Source organism: Frateuria edaphi, assembly GCF_021117405.1.
GTDB lineage: Bacteria > Pseudomonadota > Gammaproteobacteria > Xanthomonadales > Rhodanobacteraceae > Frateuria_A > Frateuria_A edaphi.
The window spans coordinates 2,867,703-2,885,647 of record NZ_CP088251.1; the positions used below are offsets into that span (position 1 = coordinate 2,867,703).

Below are 17,945 nucleotides of genomic sequence, written 5' to 3' on the forward strand. Positions count from 1 at the left end.
TGGGCTTCAACAAGGCCGCGGCGACTGTCGCGCCCGCCTGTCGCGGCCCTGCCCACAAGCGCTACCATGCGCAGATGAACGCCAGCAGCAAGCCCGAACGTACCCGCCTGTCCGCCGAAAACTGGGAGGACGCCGCCCTGGATCTGATCGCCGAGCAGGGCGTCGGGGCACTGGCGGTGGAAGCCTTGGCCCGCCGGCTGGGTGTGACCAAGGGCAGTTTCTACTGGCATTTCCGGACCCGCGAAGCGTTGCTGCAGGCGGCGCTGGAACGTTGGGAGCAGTACGGCGAGCGCGAAGTCATCGCGCAGATCGAGTCCATCGCCGATCCGCGAGAGCGCCTGCCCGAGCTGTTCCGTCGCGTCGCCCACGAACTGCGCCCGCACCGCGTCTACGCTGCGCTGCTCAAGGCGCTGGATCACCCGCTGGTGGTGCCGGTGATGGCGCGCGTGTCGCAACGGCGCACCGAATTCCTGGCCACCGCCTTCCGTGAGGCCGGCTTGCCGCCGGTCCAGGCGCTCAACCGGGCGCGGCTGACCTATGCCGCCTACGTCGGCTTCCTGCAGCTCAATTTCACGCTCGGCCTCCCCCGCATCAGCCACGAGGATTTCGACGCCTACGTGGAACACATGATCGCGACATTGATTCCGGCCTGATAAAGCTCTCGGGGGCGGTTGCGCGCGTCTGCGCGCGCCTTTTGCTGCACTCAACCTTGCAATACCAGTGCACGCAAACTAGCGTTTCGGAACCCTTTTTTCCTAAGACCTTAGAAGAGGACATCATGGCCAGCAAGCTGGAAGCGCTCGAGCGCTGGGTGAACGAGGTGGCCGCGCGCACGCGGCCATCGAAGATCCATTGGTGCGACGGCTCGGAGGCCGAGTACCAGCGGTTGGTCAAGGAGATGCTGGCCGACGGCACCCTGATCGAGCTCAACCAGGAAACCCACCCGGGCTGCTACCTCCACCGCTCCAACCCGTCCGACGTGGCGCGCGTGGAGCACCTGACTTTCGTCTGCCACAAGAACCAGGACGACGCCGGCCCGAACAACCACTGGATGGACCCGGCCGAGGCGCACGCCAAGATCGACGCCTTGTTCGACGGCTGCATGGAAGGCCGCACGATGTACGTGATCCCGTACTGCATGGGCCCTATCGACTCGCCGCTGTCGCGCTGCGGCGTGGAGATCACCGACAGTCCATACGTGGTTGCCAACATGCGCATCATGACGCGCATGGGCAAGGCCGCGCAGGAGCGCATCGAGCGCGAGGGTACGTTCGTCAAGGGCCTGCATTCGACCGGCGAGCTCGACCCTGAGCGCCGCTTCATCATGCACTTCCCCGAGGAGCGCACGATCAAGTCCTACGGTTCCGGCTACGGCGGCAACGCGCTGCTGGGCAAGAAGTGCCATGCCTTGCGCATCGCCTCCAACCAGGCCCGCGACGAGGGCTGGCTCGCCGAACACATGCTCATCGTCGGCCTCGAGAACCCCCAGGGCGAAACCCGCTACATCGCCGCGGCCTTCCCGTCGGCCTGCGGCAAGACCAACCTGGCCATGCTCATTCCGCCGGAGGGCTACCGCAAGGACGGCTGGAAGGTGTGGACCGTGGGGGACGACATCTGCTGGATGCGCCCGGGCGCGGACGGCCGGCTGTACGCGATCAATCCGGAAGCCGGTTTCTTCGGCGTGGCGCCGGGAACGAGCACGGCGACCAATTCCAACGCGCTGAAATCCATCTCGCGCGACACCATCTTCACGAACGTCGCGGTTACCGCCGACAACCAGCCGTGGTGGGAAGGCCTGCCCGGCACGCCGGTCACCGACTGGCAGGGCCGTCCCTATGATGCCGCCAACGGTCCGGCCGCACACCCGAATTCGCGCTTCACCGTGAGCGCGAAACAGTGCCCGACCTGGTCGGAGAAGGCCGAGGACGCGCAGGGCGTGCCGATCGACGCGATCGTTTTCGGTGGCCGCCGTCCTTCGCTGCTGCCGCTGGTGATGGAAGCGCGCGACTGGGCGCACGGCGTGCTGATGGGCGCGGCGATGGGTTCGGAAACCACCGCCGCGGCCACCGGCGCGGTCGGCGTGCTGCGCCGCGATTCGATGGCGATGAAGCCGTTCTGCGGCTACCACTACGGCGACTACTTCGCGCACTGGCTGTCGTTCGACAAGCCGGGCATGAAGCTGCCGAAGGTCTTCCACGTCAACTGGTTCCGCAAGGGCAAGGACGGCAAGTTCCTCTGGCCGGGCTTCGGCGAGAACCTGCGCGTACTGGAGTGGATGATCAACCGCGTCGATGGCAAGGCGCGTGGCGTGGAGACGCCGATCGGCATCGTGCCGGCCGAAGGCGAGTTGAAACTGGAAGGTCTGAACCTCCCGCGCGAAGCCGCCAGCGAACTGCTCGACATCGACACGGCCGGCTGGCAGGCCGAACTCGACGCCATCGGCGAATACCTTGGCAGTTTCGGCTCTCGCATGCCCGAGCGCCTGCGTCAGGAGCAGCAGCGTGTAGCCAGCGGCCTGTCAGCCGCCAAAACCGAGCCGCGCGCCGCCACGGCCTGATGGCACGAAGCCCCACTCCCCTCCGGGGGAGAGGGTTGGGTTGAGGGCCCACCCTCGCGAAAGGGTCGGGATTGAAGCAAGCCAAAAGCGCAGCCTGCCAGGCAAGCGCCAAACCACGAATCGCCCTCGCCCATCTCTTGCCCCGAAGCGGAGGGTAAGCCTGCTTAAACGTTCCGCCACTTGCGTGCATCCAAGCTGGCAAGATGGATGCCGCCTGCCTCGCCACTGGAAGCCCGATGCCACCACCGCCTGTCGCGTGGTCCGACGCCGATGACGCGCGCGCCGCGGCCAGGGGCGATCGCCAGGCGTTCCAGCGGCTGTATCGCCAGCACGTCGACCGCATCTACGGCGCGGTCTACCGGCTGGCCGGCTACGACCACGCACGTGCCGAAGACCTGACCCAGGACGCCTTCGTGCGCGCCTGGCAGAAGCTTGCCGACTTCCGCCACGAAAGCGCCTTCGGCACGTGGCTGTACCGGCTGGCGGTGAACGTGGCACTGATGGACATCCGTTCGCGCGGCGCGCAGCCGGTCGGCTTCGTCGGCGAGGACGACCTGCCGGACCCGGGCGAGGTGCCCTTCTGCGCCGCCGAGCGCGAGGAGCTGGAGCGCGCCATCGCCAAACTGCCGCCCCGCGCCCGCGCGGTGCTGGTCCTGCACGACGTGGAAGGCTGGCTCCACGAGGAGATCGCCAGCGAACTGGACATGGCCGTCGGTACATCCAAAGCGCAGCTGCACCGTGCCCGCGGCCTGCTGCGGCGGATGCTTGAACCCGGAGAACCGTCATGAACGAATTCGAATGGCGTCGCCAGCTGCGCGGATTGCGCGCGCCGGTCGCACCGTCCCACGATCTGTGGGCGCGCATCGACGCCGCGCTGGAACCGACTGCACCAGTGCGCACCAGCTCGCGTCCGGGCTGGCTGCTTGCCGCGAGCTTCGCCGGCCTGAGCCTGCTCGCGGTGTCCCTGAGCACGCGCCAGGACGGGCTGCTCGTCCACCCGCAAGCCGCCGCCACGGCCACCACCCAGGCGCCGTGGAAGCCTGACGACCCGCGCCTGGCCGGTGCGGCGATCGAACTGGACGCCGCGCGCCTGGAACTTAGGCAGGCCCTGGAGCAGTCCCCCCATTCACCGGCATTGCAGCGACTCCTGTCGCGCACCCATCAACAGCAATCGCGGCTGCGCCAGCTCGACCAGCAGGCCGGCTGAGAACACCGTTCAAGGAGTCATTCGATGAAAACCGCTCGTTACCTTCCCCTGCTGCTCACCCTGTGCATCGGCCAGGCGCTGGCCGACACGCCAATCAACCTGCATCACCCGGCAAACGCCGACGCGCGCATCAACGTGAGCAACGTCAAGGGCCAGGTGACCATCACGGCCTGGGACCGCAACGAGGTGCAGGTTACCGGCACGCTCGGCGAAGGCGCGGCTCCGCTGGTCATCGACGGCGACAACGGCAACCTGGAAATCAAGGTCAAGCCCAAGGGCGACGGATCCAAAGGCTGGTTCAACTGGAACGGCGACAATTCCATGGGCGATACCACGCTCGACCTGCACGTTCCCAAGCGCGCCTCGCTCGACGTGGAAGTGGTCAGCGCACCGCTGGGCATCGACGGCATGGATGGCGGCGACATCTCGGTCAACTCGGTCAGTGGCCGCGTGCGGATCAACGCCCGCACGCCCGACCTCTCGGTCGAAAGCGTGAGCGGCACCGTGCAGCAGTCGGGCCACGCCGTGCGCGCCGACCTGCAAACGGTCAGCGGCGACATCCTCGCCCCTGCGCTGGGCAGCCAGGCCGAGCTGCAGACGGTCTCCGGCCGCATCCAGGCGAGCGGCGGGCCCTGGAAGAAATTCGACCTGAGCACGGTTTCCGGCGACGTGCAGCTCAACGGCGACCTCGCCGAAGACGGCAGCATCGAAGTCGACAGCATGAGCGGTGACGTGCAGATCCAGGTGCCCGCCAGCCTGTCCGCATCGATCCACGCCAGCAGTTTCAGTGGCGATCTGCGCAGCGACTTCGGCCAGGCCATCGAGCACGACCATGGCCCCGGCAGCGAGCTCAACACCGAAGTCGCCGGCAGCAAGGGGCGCATCCATGTGGAAACCTTCAGCGGTGACCTGCGCATCCGCAAGAAGGACTGAGGACCGCGGCTCTGCGGGAGGCACTCCGCGCGCCTCTGCCGCAGCGAACGCACACCACCTGCGGCGGGCTTTCCGGAAGTTGCGAGCCTCGGACGACGATGTGGCGTCGTTTGCGATGCTCGGCCCGTACGGCGGAGTCGAAACAAAAAAAGGCCGTCGCATGCGACGGCCTTTTCGTGTTCGGTGAAAAGCTTAAAGGTCTTGGTGGTATTGCACGTAAGGCGTGCGCGACTGGTCGGGCTCGGGGCCGGCCGGCGTAGGCACCGAGGCGCCCGACGACCACAGGTTCTGCGCACCGATGCTCAACTCGCCTTGCCATGGCAGCCGCAGCGTGACGCCCAGGTCGATGCTGCTCCAGCGCTTGTCGCCGTAGTAACCGCCCGGCAGCGTCGGCTGCATGGTGCGGCCGACGAGCATGCCGCTCAGCGGGCCGTGGTCGACGCCGAAGCTCAGCGCCTTCTGGTCCAGCGAGTTGACACCCAGTTCGTTGCCCGGCAACAGGCGGATCCGGCCCACGCTCGCGCCCAGATCGATGCCGCTCTGCCCGCCGACCGCCACGCGGCCACGTGCATTGAGTTGGGCGCTGCTGTCGAAGTCGGGCAGGCCATTGACGCCCGGCGTGGCGCCCGGCAGGACGCGCGGCAGGCGCTGGTCGGGCGTGCTGTCGGCGCCTACGCTCACGCCCACGCTGTAGCGCCCGAGATTATAGGTGGCGCCAATCTCGCTGCCGACGACCCGCGGACCGCGGGCCATCCCGTTGTGTTCGCTCAACCCGGCATGGATCTGCAGATGCGGATCCAGTCCATACTGCAGGTCGGTCGACGTGACGTTCCCGGCATCGACCACGGGGAACGACAGCGAGGCATCGGCACGCTGGCCCGAACCCGCCGGCTGCGCGGCTGCCTTCAACATGAGCATGTGACCATCGCGGTCGCGCCACATCGGCACCACGACGCCATAACCGAGGTCGACCGTCTGGCCCGTCACCGGATGCAACAGCTGCTGCGCCTGACTGTTTCCAGCCAGCGACTGCCCTGCCGCGGCGAGCGGCATCAGCAAAGTCAGCAGGGGCAGGATGCGGCGCATGGGTCGATGATAAGCAGTCGGAAGGTGACAGGCGGGCGTATGCCATTCGTTGGGGACAGTATAGCTCCTTTACGTTTACCTAACACCCCATCGCAGCGGACCGGCCGCTCAAACGGTGAACCCAGGCACATATCCCATGCCCATGGACCCCGACGTGAAAACAGGGTTCCCTGCGGTTAAAAAATCAGGCAAATCGGACTCCTACAAAGCCCGCTGCGCACGATATAGTCACGCCACGGCCCTGCCACGGAACCTGAGAACCGCCATGAACCCGGCTCCCCCCACCCGCGAGCCCACGACCTTCCCGGCCGACCGGGAAGTGTTGCACCGGGCGGTCGAGCGGCTGTTCGGGGCGCCGGATGCGGGCAGCGTAGCGGCCGTCTGCGAGACGTTGTTGTCGGACTGGCACGTGCGCGCCCGACTCGGGTGGCGCCAACTCGGTGGCGAGGAGGTTCCGGCCGCCGCTGGCCGGATGGAACTGGCCGAAGACCCCCAGGGACTGCGCGTACTCGTGCTGGAACCCGAGGCCCCGCTGTCCGAACCGCTGCGCGAGCGGCTTGCCTGGTTCGGCCGCCTGGCCGGCACGCGGATGCGCCAGCAGGCCGAGACCGCGCGGCTGTACGAGGCGATTTCCCGCCTGGCGCTGGCCGAGCGGTTGCAGCGCGCGCTGTTCGCGATCGCGGAACAGGCCGGCACCGAACGCAACATGGCCGAGATGATGCGCTCGCTGCACGCCATCGTCGGCAGCCTGATGTACGCGGAAAACTTCTACATCGTGCTTTACGACGTGGCCACCGACAGCGTGCGCTTCCCGTACTACGCCGATGCGGCCGATCGCGACCCGCCCTCGCCCGAGCGCAGCGTGCCCCTGTCCGACCTGGAGCACAGCCTGACCTGGAACCTGCTCAAGGGCGGGCGGGCCATGATGGGTTCGATCGAGGAGCTCAACCGGACGGTGCCCGATCGACTGGTGCTGATCGGGCCGGACTGCGAGCACTGGCTTGGTGTGCCGCTGCTGCGCGAGGCCAAGGTGGTCGGCGGCATCGTGATCCAGAGCTACCGCGCCGATACCCAGTACACCACGCAGGATCGTGAGCTGCTCTGTTACGTGGCCCAGCACGTACAGGCCGCTCTGGAGAAGCGCCAGGCGCAGGCCGAGCTCGAACGGCGCGTGGCCGACCGCACGGCCGCCCTGCGCGAGGCCAATCGCGTGCTTCGCCAGCAGGTGCTGCAGCGCCAGCGCGGCGAGCGGCTGCAGGCGGCGCTGTTCCGCATCGCCGAGCTGGCCAGCACGTCCGAGGGCCTGGACACGTTCTACTCGGCGGTGCACCGGGTCATCGGTGGGCTCCTGTACGCGCGCAACTTCTATATCGCCCTGGTCGACGAGGACAACGGGCAGCTGACCTTCCCGTACTCGGTCGATGAGGTGGACAACGTGCCAGCCCCGCGCCTGCACGGCCGCGGCGCGACCGAGTACGTGCTGCGCCACGGCAAGCCGCTGCTGGCCGACTCGGAGCAACTGGAACGGCTGACCGCACTGGGCGAAATCCAGCGCCAGGGCACCCATTCACTGTGCTGGCTGGGTGTGCCGCTGGTGTGGGGCGAAAAGGTGATGGGCGTGCTGGCGGTGCAGAGCTACACCCCCGAGCACACCTACAACGAGCGTGACCAGGAACTGCTCACCTTCGTCAGCTATCACATCGCCAACGCCTTGCAGCGCAAGCACACGGCCGAGTCGCTCAAGCAGGCCTACGCGGGGCTGGAGCGGCGCGTCACCGAGCGCACCCGCGCGCTGGCGCTGGCCAACCGCGACCTGCGCGAGCAGATCGCCGAGCGCGAGCGCGTCGAGCGCCGGCTCAAGTACGAAACCCTGCACGATTCGCTGACCGGCCTGCCCAATCGCACGCTGCTGCTGCAACGCATGGAGCAGGCACTGGAGCGCTATCGCGGCGAACCGGATGAAGGCGGCTTCGCGGTGCTGTTCATCGATCTGGACCGCTTCAAGGTGATCAACGACTCGGTCGGCCACCTGGTCGGCGACGACCTGCTGTTCCAGGTCGGCGGACGCATCCGCGCCTGCCTGAAGACCCGTGACGTGGTCGCGCGACTCGGTGGCGACGAGTTCGCCGTGTTGCTAGAGGGCATCGTCGATCCGGCCACCGCGGTGACTGTCGCCGAGCGCGTCATCGGGGAGCTGCAGGTGCCATTCCGATTGGGCGCCAAGGAGATCTTCACGTCCGCGTCGATCGGAGTGGCCCTGCCCGGCCCGCACTACCAGAAGCCGGAGGAACTGCTGCGCGATGCCGATGCGGCGATGTACCGCGCCAAGGATGAAGGCCGCCATCGCGCGGCCGTGTTCGACGACCGGCTGCGCCGCGAAGCGCTGTCGCTGCTCGAACTCGAAAGCGACCTGCGTCGTGGCCTGGCGCGCAGCGAATTCGTGCCGTTCTACCAGCCCATCGTGGCGCTGGAGGACGGTCGCGTGGTGGGCTACGAGGCGCTGCTGCGCTGGCACCACCCCGACCGCGGCCTGCTGGCACCGGGGGAGTTCTTGATCATCGCCGAGGAAGCCGGCTGTGCCGAAAGCATCGACTGGCAGATCTTCGAGCAGGTCTGCGCGCAGGCACCGGCGCTGCTGGGCAAGGACGGCTTCGTCAGCATCAACGTCTCCGGCCGCCATTTCCGCCTGCCGGATCTCGATGCCCGCCTGCTCGCCCTGCTGGCCGAGCACGGTCTGCCGCCGCGGCAGGTGCGCATCGAGGTGACCGAACGCGCGCTGCTGGACAACCCGGCGCAGGTCAAGCGCATCCTGGAGAACATGCGCAGCCGCGGCGTGCGGGTCGCGCTGGACGACTTCGGTACCGGCTACTCGTCCCTGAGCTACCTGCACCAGTATCCGTTCGAGACGCTGAAGATCGACCGCTCCTTCATCACCGAACTGCCGCGCGAAGGTGAAAGCCAGGGCGTGGCGGTGGTGCGCGCGATCCAGGTGTTGGCCGATTCGTTGAACATGCTCGTGATTGCCGAGGGCATCGAAGAAGAGCACCAGCGCCAGGCGCTGATGCGGGTCGGCTGCCGCTTCGGGCAGGGCTTCCTGTTCGCCCGTCCGCAGCCGATCAGCGTGTGGCTGCCCGCCGATCCGACGCCGGCCGTGGCGTAACGATCTCGATGCCCGGCCGGGGCGGGTTTCCGCCCACTTCAGACCGCGACGATGGTGGGCTGAAGTTCACCCTACCGGTTTACTGCGCGGTGGTGGACGTATCGGCGCTGACCCCGCCGCTGAGCACGTGTTCGGCATCGATGCGGTCGAAGGTGTAGCGCTGCGCGCAGAACTCGCAGATCACCTCGATCTCGCCATCGCGCGCCGCCAGTGCCGCTTCCACTTCTTCGCGCCCCAGCGAGCGCAGCATCGACTCCACTCGCTCGCGCGAACAACTGCAGCCGAACGCCAGCGGTCGCGGCTCGAACAGCCGCACGGTTTCCTCGTGGAAGAGCCGGTAAAGCAACTGCTCCGGCGCCGTGGCCAGCATTTCCTCACGGCCCAGCGTGCCGGTCAGGTGCAGTACGCGGTTCCAGGCATCCTCGTCCTCGACCGCGCCGTGGCCGCCCTCGTCCGGAAGCTTCTGCAGCATCAGCCCGACCGCGTGCGCGCCGTCGGCCGCCAGCAACAGGCGCGCGGGCAGCTGTTCGGACAAGCGGAAGTAGTTTTCCAGCGCGCCGGCCAGGTCCGGCTGGCTGAGCTCGACCAGGCCCTGGTAGCGCTGGCCGCGCTCGGCATGGCCGATGGTAATCGCCATCACCGCGCCCGGCAGCGCGGCCAGGTTCAACGGCTCGGGCAGCGGATCGTTCCAGCGCGCGAGGCCGCGCAACCGTCCCTGGTCGCTGCACTCGGTGAACAGCAGACGCAGCGCGCCGCTGCTCTTGAGCTCGATCGACAACGCGCCGTCCAGCTTGATGTTGCCCGTCAGCAACGCACTGGCCGCCAGGCTCTGGCCAAGCAGCTCGCGCAGTGGCGTCGGGTAGTCCGCACGCCCAGCGACCTCGCGCCAGGCGGCGCCCAGCCGCACGAGCACGCCGCGCACGCCGGCGCGTTCCAGCACGAAGCGATGCAGCACGTCCTCGACAAGCACGGTTTCCACAGAAGATGACCTCGACACGGGGGATCGGAAGAAATGGGGACGGCGCCGGCGCGGGACAATGGGCCGCTTATACTCCCCGGGATTGCAACCGAAGGTCGACGCCAAGACGATGCCAACGCTGCGCACCGCCCTCCGCCGCCCGCTGCGCGCCCTCGCCATCTTGATGGTGTCGTGGCTGGCGCTGTCCTGGCTGGTGGTGCTGGTGCTGCGCTTCGTGCCGCCGTGGACCTCGGCCGTGATGATGGAGCGGCGCGTCGGTGCCCTGCTGCATGGCGAGCACGATTTCCGGCTGCAGCAGCGTTGGGTGCCATGGGAGCGCGTCTCGCCGTATGTGCCGCTGGCGATGGTTGCGAGCGAGGACCAGAAGTTCCCCTTCCACCACGGCTTCGACCTGGACCAGATCCAGGACGCCCTGGACGATGCCGATGATGGCAAGCGTCTGCGCGGCGCGAGCACCATCAGCCAGCAGGTCGCCAAGAACCTGTTCCTGTGGAACGGCCGCAGTTTCGTGCGCAAGGGGCTGGAGGCCTACTACACCGTGCTGATCGAACTGACCTGGCCCAAGCGGCGCATCCTCGAGGTGTACATGAACATCGCCGAGCTCGGCGACGGCATCTACGGCGTGGGCGCGGCGAGCGATGCCTATTTCCACGTGCCGCCGGCGCGACTCGGGCCGGCGCAGGCCGCGCGCCTGGCCGCGGTGCTGCCCAGTCCGCGCCGCCTGCATGCCGATCGTCCCAGCGCCTACGTCCAGCGCCGCACGCAATGGATCCAGCGACAGATGCAGCACCTGGGCGGCCCCGGCTACCTGGACGCCAGCCACCCCCCGCGCGTGCGCCGAGGACACTGAGCCATGAGCGAACTGACCGTCGTCGTCCCCGCCTACAACGAGGCGGCCGTGCTCGATGCCTTCCACCAGCGCCTGGGCGCGGTGCTCGACACGCTGGGACTGGACAGCACCGTGCTCTACGTCGACGACGGCAGCACCGACGGCACCTGGCGGGCGATCGAGTCGCTGCTGGCCGGCGACGGGCGCGTGCGCGCGCTCAAGCTCTCGCGCAATTTCGGCAAGGAGGCAGCGCTGACCGCGGGACTGGACCACGTCACCACGGGCGCCGCCGTGGTGATCGACGCCGACCTGCAGGACCCGCCCGAGCTGATTCCCGAACTGGTGGCACAGTGGCACGCCGGTTTCGACGTGGTCTACGCCACGCGAAGCGCACGTGCCGGCGAGACGCGACTCAAGCGCCTCACCGCCGCGGCTTTCTACCGCGCCATGGAACGGGTCTCGGACACGCCGCTGCCACGTGATACCGGCGACTTCCGCCTGCTCTCGCGCCGCGCGCTGGACGCACTCTCGAGATTGCGCGAACGCCAACGCTTCATGAAGGGCCTGTTCGCCTGGATCGGCTACCGCCAGACGGCCGTACGCTACCAGCGCGAACCGCGCCACAGCGGCCGCACCAAGTGGAACTACTGGCGGCTCACCCAGCTGGCCATCGAAGGCATCACTTCCTTCTCCAGCGCACCGCTGCGGCTGGCCACCTGGGTCGGCCTGGGCTCGTCATTGCTGGCGTTCGCCTACGGCCTGTGGGTGCTGACCAAGGCGCTGATCTGGGGCGACCCTGTGCGCGGCTACCCGACGCTGATGCTGGTCATCCTGTTCCTGGGCGGCGTGCAGTTGCTTGCGCTGGGCGTGATCGGCGAATACCTGGGCCGCAGCTATGCCGAGAGCAAGCAGCGGCCGCTGTACTTCATCGAGGAAGAGCGCCAGCACGGCGACCGCCCCGCGTAGGAACCAGTCGCGGGCGACACTCGCTACGGCAGGCATTGCGCGCAACGAACTCCTACACGCCCTGCCGACGCGCCAGCGCTACACTCCGCCGCAGGCCGAAGAGGAGCATCGGGCATGCGTCAGGTAAGGCATCTTCTGCAAAGCAAGGGCAGTGACGTCTATGCGATCGCACCCGAGGCGCCCGTACTGGACGCCATCCGGCAGATGGCCGAGCGCCGTGTCGGCGCACTGGTGGTGATGAAGGGCGAGGCGTTGTCAGGCATCGTTTCCGAGCGCGACTACGCCCGCAAGGTGATCCTGCAGGGCCGCTCCTCCGCGCAGACCGCGGTGGCCGACATCATGAGCGGCGAACCACTCACCATTTCGCCCGAAACCGACGTGTTCGACTGCATGCGCCTGTGCACCGAGCGCCGCGTGCGCCACCTGCCGGTGGTCGAGGGTGGGCGCGTGGTCGGCGTGATCTCGATCGGCGACCTGGTCAAGGCGGTGATCGACGCCCAGGCGGAGCAGATCGAGCAGTTGAAGCGCTACATCACCAGCTGACGCGCTTCGCAGGCGGGCGTCGGCCCGCCGGTTTGGAAGTGAGGAGGGGGCGGAAGCCCGCCCTACGGCTACGGCCCGACTCAGTCCTTGGCCAGATCCGGCGCCCGCCCCGCGCGACGCGCCACCCACGCCGACGTCGCCGCCACGCCCGCGCCGATCAGGCCCATGCCGCCGACGCCGACGCCCAGCCACGTCAGCACGCTCACACCGCTGGTCACCAGCACGTCGCCGAAGCGCCACACGGCTGTCTCGACGAAGTTCTTGCCCTTGTAGCGCGTCTCGCGCGGCACGCGGGTATACAACGCATCGACGGCCGGCTTGGTCATGCCGTAGGCGAAGCCGCGTGTGGTCACCAGCATCACGGCCAGCAGGGGCACCGCCATCCCCAGCAGCCGCACGTCGCCGGCGCCGAACACCGCGACCATCAACAGCAGGCCGATGTTGACCAACGCCGGCACGACCAGGCCCCAGCCGGCGCCGAGGCGCACCATCAACCAGCGCGTCAACGTCAATTGCAGCAGGGCACCCAACGCGTTCGTCGCCAGGTCCAGGTCGTTGTAGAAAGACGTGCGCGCGACGCGGTCAACGAAGTGCGCCTTCGCGTAATCGGCCATCAGCGCGTAGGCCAGCGTACCGATGCCGTCGCCGAGCAGCATCAGCATCGCCATGTAGCGCAGGAACGGCCGCGACCACAGCTCGCGGATGCCGGCCCACAGCGAACCGCCGGTGCCCTGCATGGCACGCCCGTCTCCCGCCTGCTCGTCTCGCGCGGACAGTTGCAGCAGCAACACCAGCGCCAGGCCCAGTGCCACGGACGACACCACCAGCAGTTGCGCCACGCCGAGCACGTGCAACAGCAGCCGGGTCAGCAGCGGTCCGAAGATCGCCCCGCCCATGCCGCCGAGCGCGATCAGCGGAAACACCCGCCGCGCTTGCTGGCTGGCGAAAATGTCGGCCATGAAACTCCAGAACAGCGACACCACGAACAGGTTGAACACGCTGACCCATACGTAGAACACCACGCCCAGCAGGCGCGCGCCGATCCGTTCCTGCGCCAGGAACGCGGGGACGAACGCGACCAGGCAGAGGATGAAGAAGCTGTAGCTCCACGTCAGCAGCCGACGCCGCGATACGTGCGCGACAAGCCAGCCGAACACCGGCGTCAGCAGCAGCATCACGGCGAAGGTCACCGCATAGAACAGCGGCAGCGACTGCGATCCGACGGCGCCGCCCAACTGGTCGCGCACCGGTCGGATGATGTAGTAGCCGGCCATCACCAGGAAGAAGGCCAGTGTGGACAGGATCAGCCCGGTGCGTTCGTCGGCGCGGGCGTTGTGGCGCAGGCTCACGGGGAGTCTAGCCTCATGGGGAGCGCAAAAGCCTAGCATGGCTGCCGGGCCCGCTCCCGCCGACCGGACGCAACCTCTTCCCCATGCACCCCGATCGGCTGAACACTGGCAGCCCGACGCCTGCCTGTTCACGTTGTAGAGCCAGCCCAAGTGGCCCACAATTCGGGAATCGCGCCTGCTCCAGGCCGGCTTTTTTCCTCCACTTTCCACGGCTTTGCGCCGGACTCTTCCAGGCATGCAGCTTCGTACGCTTTCCTTGCTGATCGCCGGCCTTCTGGGCGCAGCGAACACTCCTGCATTGGCCCGCGCCTCCACGCTGGCTTCATCACCCGCCTCCACCCCAGCCATCCAGTCCGCCCCGCAGTCGCTTCCGCCCGAGCGCGTGAAGGAGACGCTGGAGGCGTACAGGCAGTGGCTCGGCAAGCTCGACCAACGCGACTCCGTTGCCGGGTTGGCCACCGCGGTCGTGGTGAACGACAAGGTGGTGTTCGAAGGCACCATCGGTTACGCCAACGCGGCCGACAAGGAACCGGTCAAGCCCGACACGGTGTTCCGCCTGGCGTCGCTGTCCAAGGCCTTTGCCACCGGCCTCACCGCGGTCCTCGTGCAGGACGGCAAGCTGGCGTGGGACACGCGGCTGGTCAACGTCCTGCCGTTCTTCAAGCTCAAGAACGTGCCCGACACGCAGCGCGCCACCGTCGCCGACATCCTTGGGCAACGAATCGGGTTGCCGCGCAACACCTACGACAACATGCTCGAAGACGACGTCCCCTACGAGCAACTGGTGCGCAAGCTCGACGAGGTCGACATGACCTGCGGCGTGGGCAAATGCTACGGCTACCAGAACGTCGCCTTCAGCCTGATCGGCGATGTGGTGTACGCCATGACCGGCAACTTCTTCTACAAGCTGGTCGACCGCCGCATCTTCCTGCCATTGGGCATGTCCACCGCCAGCTACGGTCGCGCCGGACTGGAATCGAGCGAGAGTTGGGCGCGCCCCCACCGGCGCACCCGGCGCGGCTGGGTGCCCTTCGAGCCTAAGGAAAACTACTACCGCGTGGCCCCGGCTGCCGGCGTCAACGCCAGCCTGCGCGACATGGAAAAGTGGCTGATCGCGCAAATGGGGGGACGCCCCGACGTGCTCTCACCCGCAGCGCTGGAAGTGCTGCACGATCCAGGCGTGCGCACGCCGACGGAATTGCACTCCTCGCCCTGGCGCAATGGACGCCTCACCTCGGCGGCCTACGCGTTGGGCTGGCGGGTGTTTACCTACGGTGGTGAAACGCTGGTCTATCACGCCGGCGCGGTGGAGGGTTACCGCACCATGATCGGTTTCTTTCCCAAATACCACGCCGGGGTGGTGACGATGTGGAATGCCGGCGTGCCGACGCCGTCGGGCCTGATGCCGATGGTGTTCGACAGCCTTCTCGGATTGCCGCACGTGGACTGGGCAGGTCTTGAAAAGAGCGCCCCCGATCGCCCACGAAGGGCAAGCCCGAGGCGCCACCGTCGCCACTAGACGAAACCCGCGCCACGGTCCGGCGGTGTGCACCACCGCCTGACCGGCAACTTGCCTGACCCGCGCAAGCCTGGTTTTGGGCGATGCCCGCGCAAAAAAAAGGCAGCGCCAGGCGCTGCCTTTCCTGCCCTGTACATCGCTCAGAGCTTGAACTCGATCTTCTTCTGCAGCTTCGCTTCCACGGGCGTGCCGTTGCGCGTGGCCGGCTTGTACTTCCAGCGTTCGACCGCGTTGACCGCCTCGCGATCGAACATGTGGCGCGGCTGTGCATCGACCACCTGCACGCCGCCGACGTTGCCTTCGGTATCAACCGTGTAGCCCACCAGTACCCAGCCTTGCGTGCGCGTACGTTGCGCCTGGGTCGGGAAGCGCGGCTGCACATACTTGGTCATCACCGGCTCGGTCGATACGACCTGTTGCGCCGCCGGCTTGTTCGGCTCGGCGGTGGCCGGCGTGTTGGTCGCTGCAACCGCGGTCGGCGCCTTCTGTTCGGACGGCTGCGCCTTCTGCTGGGTGGCGAGCTTGTCGGCGGCCGCCTTGTCCGCCGCGGCCTTGTCGGCTGCCAGCTGCTGCTGGCGCTGCTGCTCGAGCGCCTGCTGCTGTTCCTTGTCCAGCAGCTTGCGCTGGGCATCGAGCTTGGAGCGCAGGATCGTCAGCGTGTAGTTGGCCGGGTCGGCCTTCGCGAGCAGGTCGATCTCGCGCTGCGCCTCATTGAAGTCGCGCCCGTTGATCGCCTGCTCGGCGCCGCTGGCTGCGAACGGGAAGGTTTCGCGCAGGGCGTCGGTGGCCACCGGGTTGCCCGGCTGCTTCTCCAGCGCTTTGAGGTAGAACTCGAATGCGTTGTTGCCGGCCGGCGCAAGCACGCGATGGTCGTTCATCGCCTTGCGCGCCTCGGCCAGCAGCTGGTTCAAGTCCATCGCCTCGACGTTGGCGGGCGGCGCCACGGCGATCTTGTCGGTGGACACCGGGGTGGACGGATGCCCGCCACCGTCCTGCATGACCAGCTCCTGGTGCGGCTGCAGGATCAGGAACCAGCTGGCCACGGCCAGCAGGACGAAAATGGCGATAACGGCAATCAAGGTGGGGCGGGCGGCCCCGCGCGCGCGTGCGCGCATAGATCTGGTACGGGTATCCATGGGACGTTCACCATTGGCTGGCATGAGATACCCGCGCTTTTTCCCCCTGTAGGAGCGGCCGTCCCCCTGGACGTGCGCGGCGCGAGTGCGCACAAGTTACCGCCAATGCGCCGTTGCGGCAAATACGGAAGCCTCGGTCGGAGACCTGCATTTTCCCGCCCCCGAAACGAAGCGTCCCGGCCGGGGCCGGGACGAATCGCTCTTCGAAGTACCCTCCCTGCGCTGGGCACCGCAGGGAGAGAAAGTCGATACCGCTTGTTGGTCTTCTAGAAAAAACTTACTTCTTGGCCTTGGCGGTCTTGGTGGCCTTGACCACCTTGGCCGGCGCAGCCTTCTTCGGGGCCGCCTTCTTGGCGGCAACCTTCTTGACGGCAACCTTCTTGACGGCAGCCTTCTTGGCGGCGGCCGGCTTCTTGGCGGCAACCTTCTTGGCGGCCGGCTTCTTGGCGGCGACCTTCTTGGCGGCCGGCTTCTTGGCAACCGGCTTCTTCGCGGTGGCCTTCTTCACAGCAGTCTTCTTGGCGGGCGCCTTTTTGGCGGCCGGTTTCTTCGCAGCGGTTTTCTTGGCAGTGGCCATTCGTCTCAGCTCCTCATCAGTTGGCAGTGGTTGCCCAGTAAAAGCGTGCAGGAACGCCTCAACCAGCAAGTCGCTGTTGGTGGCGTGCCGAAGATTGTTCACTTGACGGCGGGTGCGCTCGTCGGAAAGCAGACGCAGGACATGCAGCGGAATCGACACGGTGATCTTGCGCACCGCGCCGGCCTTCTCGCCGTGATCGACATAAGGCGTTATGAATTTCGATGCAGCCATGTGGACCCGTTCCCCTGATCTGAAGCGAAAGCTATTCCTGAAGATTTCAACTGTCAATTGATTTCGACCAGAAAATTCGACCGGTCGAAAGCCCGTCCCGGAGGCCGCAAAGGGCCGCGCGGCAAGGGTTGGCGGATTAACCGTGGCATTTATAAATGGACGTATAGACGGCCATATAAAATAACAACGCAAATGACCAGCACCCCGCAAAGCCTTGCTCCACAAGGCTTCGCGCCATATCGATGGCTTTGCCCGAGCGCGCGCGACGCGCACCGCAACGGTACGCCAGAGCAGTCCCGCGGGAGCAGCGGGAGCCCTCGTTTCGAATGAATGGAAGTCGACCAGCCGCACGATCGACGGCGATGATCGATCACCTCGGAGGCTCCCGGATCGCACCTTCCGGGCAGCCAGCAGATGCCGGCGAGCCGCTCGTGCGCCGCCGGCGGCGGCGCACGACGATGGACCGTCAGTGGTCTTCGTTCTCGATCTGCTCGGCGTACGCGTCGGCATCGAGCAGTTCGTCCAGCTCGGCGCGATCGCTGATGCGCACGGCGAAAATCCAACCGTCGCCGAAGGCGTCTTCGTTGATCGTCTCGGGCTTGTCGTTGAGCAGCTCGTTGACCTCGACGATCTCGCCGGACACCGGCGAATAGATGTCCGACGCGGCCTTCACCGACTCGACCACGGCCACGCCGGTGCCGGCCTGCACGCTGGCGCCGATCTCCGGCAACTCCACGTACACCAGGTCGCCCAACTGACCCTGCGCGTGGTCGGAGATGCCCACGCGCACCACGCCGTTGTCTTCGACGCGGGCCCACTCGTGGGATTTGAGGAACTTCAGGTCGCCGGGAATCTCGCTCATGGTCGGGTCCA

16 protein-coding genes are annotated in these 17,945 nt (G+C 67.1%); 10 read left to right on the top strand and 6 right to left on the bottom strand.

The window, feature by feature from the left end; all coding sequences use genetic code 11:
* Nucleotides 1-74: 74 nt before the first annotated feature.
* The 5 genes from LQ772_RS13335 to LQ772_RS13355 all read left to right on the top strand — a co-directional run bounded on the left by LQ772_RS13335 (nt 75) and on the right by LQ772_RS13355 (nt 4,697).
* Nucleotides 75-653: a TetR/AcrR family transcriptional regulator gene (locus LQ772_RS13335; protein ID WP_231321410.1), complete on the top strand. Its 579-nt coding sequence runs from the start codon at nt 75-77 to the stop codon at nt 651-653.
* 125 nt (nt 654-778) lie between these two features.
* Nucleotides 779-2,557 (top strand): phosphoenolpyruvate carboxykinase (GTP), encoded by a 1,779-nt coding sequence (locus tag LQ772_RS13340; protein ID WP_231321412.1) that lies wholly within the window; start codon nt 779-781, stop codon nt 2,555-2,557.
* A 236-nt stretch (nt 2,558-2,793) separates the two neighbouring features.
* The gene (locus tag LQ772_RS13345) at nt 2,794-3,345 is read left to right on the top strand and encodes an RNA polymerase sigma factor (protein ID WP_231321414.1); all 552 of its coding nucleotides are present in this window, start codon (nt 2,794-2,796) and stop codon (nt 3,343-3,345) included.
* A complete protein-coding gene (locus LQ772_RS13350) occupies nt 3,342-3,764 on the top strand; it encodes a hypothetical protein (RefSeq protein ID WP_231321416.1) in 423 nt (140 codons plus the stop codon). Before LQ772_RS13345 ends, LQ772_RS13350 begins: the two co-directional genes overlap by 4 nt.
* 24 nt (nt 3,765-3,788) lie before the next feature.
* On the top strand, nt 3,789-4,697 hold the full coding sequence (locus LQ772_RS13355; RefSeq protein ID WP_231321418.1) for a DUF4097 family beta strand repeat-containing protein: 909 nt from the start codon (nt 3,789-3,791) through the stop codon (nt 4,695-4,697).
* A 192-nt stretch (nt 4,698-4,889) separates the two neighbouring features.
* On the opposite strand, the gene LQ772_RS13360 is transcribed toward LQ772_RS13355, so the two are convergent.
* Nucleotides 4,890-5,783 (bottom strand): hypothetical protein, encoded by an 894-nt coding sequence (locus LQ772_RS13360; protein WP_231321420.1) that lies wholly within the window; start codon nt 5,781-5,783, stop codon nt 4,890-4,892.
* Between the two features lie 265 nt (nt 5,784-6,048).
* On the opposite strand from LQ772_RS13360, the gene LQ772_RS13365 reads away from it, so the two are divergent.
* A complete protein-coding gene (locus tag LQ772_RS13365) occupies nt 6,049-8,943 on the top strand; it encodes a bifunctional diguanylate cyclase/phosphodiesterase (protein WP_231321422.1) in 2,895 nt (964 codons plus the stop codon).
* A gap of 79 nt (nt 8,944-9,022) precedes the next feature.
* Here LQ772_RS13365 and hslO read toward each other — a convergent pair whose 3' ends face one another.
* The gene (hslO, locus tag LQ772_RS13370) at nt 9,023-9,922 is read right to left on the bottom strand and encodes an Hsp33 family molecular chaperone HslO (RefSeq protein ID WP_231321424.1); all 900 of its coding nucleotides are present in this window, start codon (nt 9,920-9,922) and stop codon (nt 9,023-9,025) included.
* A 109-nt stretch (nt 9,923-10,031) separates the two neighbouring features.
* On the opposite strand from hslO, the gene mtgA reads away from it, so the two are divergent.
* The 3 genes from mtgA to LQ772_RS13385 all read left to right on the top strand — a co-directional run bounded on the left by mtgA (nt 10,032) and on the right by LQ772_RS13385 (nt 12,260).
* The gene (gene mtgA, locus LQ772_RS13375; RefSeq protein WP_231321426.1) at nt 10,032-10,772 is read left to right on the top strand and encodes a monofunctional biosynthetic peptidoglycan transglycosylase; all 741 of its coding nucleotides are present in this window, start codon (nt 10,032-10,034) and stop codon (nt 10,770-10,772) included.
* A gap of 3 nt (nt 10,773-10,775) precedes the next feature.
* The gene (locus LQ772_RS13380; protein WP_231321428.1) at nt 10,776-11,717 is read left to right on the top strand and encodes a glycosyltransferase family 2 protein; all 942 of its coding nucleotides are present in this window, start codon (nt 10,776-10,778) and stop codon (nt 11,715-11,717) included.
* A gap of 114 nt (nt 11,718-11,831) precedes the next feature.
* Nucleotides 11,832-12,260 carry a CBS domain-containing protein gene (locus tag LQ772_RS13385; protein WP_231321430.1) on the top strand — a complete coding sequence of 143 codons (429 nt, stop codon included), beginning with the start codon at nt 11,832-11,834 and terminating at the stop codon, nt 12,258-12,260.
* Nucleotides 12,261-12,340: 80 nt separating this feature from the next.
* Here the strand turns inward: LQ772_RS13385 and LQ772_RS13390 are convergent, their stop codons facing one another.
* Complete coding sequence (locus tag LQ772_RS13390; protein ID WP_231326047.1) at nt 12,341-13,564, bottom strand: NTP/NDP exchange transporter; 1,224 nt, start codon at nt 13,562-13,564, stop codon at nt 12,341-12,343.
* Between the two features lie 280 nt (nt 13,565-13,844).
* Here LQ772_RS13390 and LQ772_RS13395 point away from each other — a divergent pair, with 280 nt between their 5' ends.
* Nucleotides 13,845-15,128, top strand: a complete 1,284-nt coding sequence (locus LQ772_RS13395) for a serine hydrolase domain-containing protein (protein WP_231321432.1) — start codon at nt 13,845-13,847, stop codon at nt 15,126-15,128.
* Nucleotides 15,129-15,268: 140 nt separating this feature from the next.
* Here LQ772_RS13395 and LQ772_RS13400 read toward each other — a convergent pair whose 3' ends face one another.
* From LQ772_RS13400 to gcvH, 3 genes are all read right to left on the bottom strand, one after another.
* Nucleotides 15,269-16,207, bottom strand: coding sequence for an energy transducer TonB (locus LQ772_RS13400; RefSeq protein ID WP_338029230.1), 939 nt, complete (start codon nt 16,205-16,207; stop codon nt 15,269-15,271).
* 334 nt (nt 16,208-16,541) lie between these two features.
* On the bottom strand, nt 16,542-17,072 hold the full coding sequence (gene metJ / locus LQ772_RS17395) for a met regulon transcriptional regulator MetJ (RefSeq protein WP_345778312.1): 531 nt from the start codon (nt 17,070-17,072) through the stop codon (nt 16,542-16,544).
* A 466-nt stretch (nt 17,073-17,538) separates the two neighbouring features.
* Entirely contained in the window at nt 17,539-17,934 is a 396-nt protein-coding gene (gcvH, locus tag LQ772_RS13410; RefSeq protein WP_231321437.1) for a glycine cleavage system protein GcvH, read from the bottom strand.
* Between the last annotated feature and the right edge of the window lie 11 nt (nt 17,935-17,945).

Excerpts from the sequence above, each read along its gene's own strand:
- LQ772_RS13345 (WP_231321414.1), top strand. The coding sequence starts at position 2,794 with ATGCCACCACCGCCTGTCGCGTGGTCCGACGCCGATGACGCGCGCGCC.
- LQ772_RS13350 (WP_231321416.1), top strand. The coding sequence starts at position 3,342 with ATGAACGAATTCGAATGGCGTCGCCAGCTGCGCGGATTGCGCGCGCCG.
- metJ (WP_345778312.1), bottom strand. The coding sequence starts at position 17,072 with ATGGCTGCATCGAAATTCATAACGCCTTATGTCGATCACGGCGAGAAG.
- LQ772_RS13380 (WP_231321428.1), top strand. The coding sequence starts at position 10,776 with ATGAGCGAACTGACCGTCGTCGTCCCCGCCTACAACGAGGCGGCCGTG.
- LQ772_RS13395 (WP_231321432.1), top strand. The coding sequence starts at position 13,845 with ATGCAGCTTCGTACGCTTTCCTTGCTGATCGCCGGCCTTCTGGGCGCA.
- LQ772_RS13355 (WP_231321418.1), top strand. The coding sequence starts at position 3,789 with ATGAAAACCGCTCGTTACCTTCCCCTGCTGCTCACCCTGTGCATCGGC.
- LQ772_RS13340 (WP_231321412.1), top strand. The coding sequence starts at position 779 with ATGGCCAGCAAGCTGGAAGCGCTCGAGCGCTGGGTGAACGAGGTGGCC.
- LQ772_RS13335 (WP_231321410.1), top strand. The coding sequence starts at position 75 with ATGAACGCCAGCAGCAAGCCCGAACGTACCCGCCTGTCCGCCGAAAAC.
- mtgA (WP_231321426.1), top strand. The coding sequence starts at position 10,032 with ATGCCAACGCTGCGCACCGCCCTCCGCCGCCCGCTGCGCGCCCTCGCC.
- LQ772_RS13360 (WP_231321420.1), bottom strand. The coding sequence starts at position 5,783 with ATGCGCCGCATCCTGCCCCTGCTGACTTTGCTGATGCCGCTCGCCGCG.
- LQ772_RS13385 (WP_231321430.1), top strand. The coding sequence starts at position 11,832 with ATGCGTCAGGTAAGGCATCTTCTGCAAAGCAAGGGCAGTGACGTCTAT.
- gcvH (WP_231321437.1), bottom strand. The coding sequence starts at position 17,934 with ATGAGCGAGATTCCCGGCGACCTGAAGTTCCTCAAATCCCACGAGTGG.
- LQ772_RS13365 (WP_231321422.1), top strand. The coding sequence starts at position 6,049 with ATGAACCCGGCTCCCCCCACCCGCGAGCCCACGACCTTCCCGGCCGAC.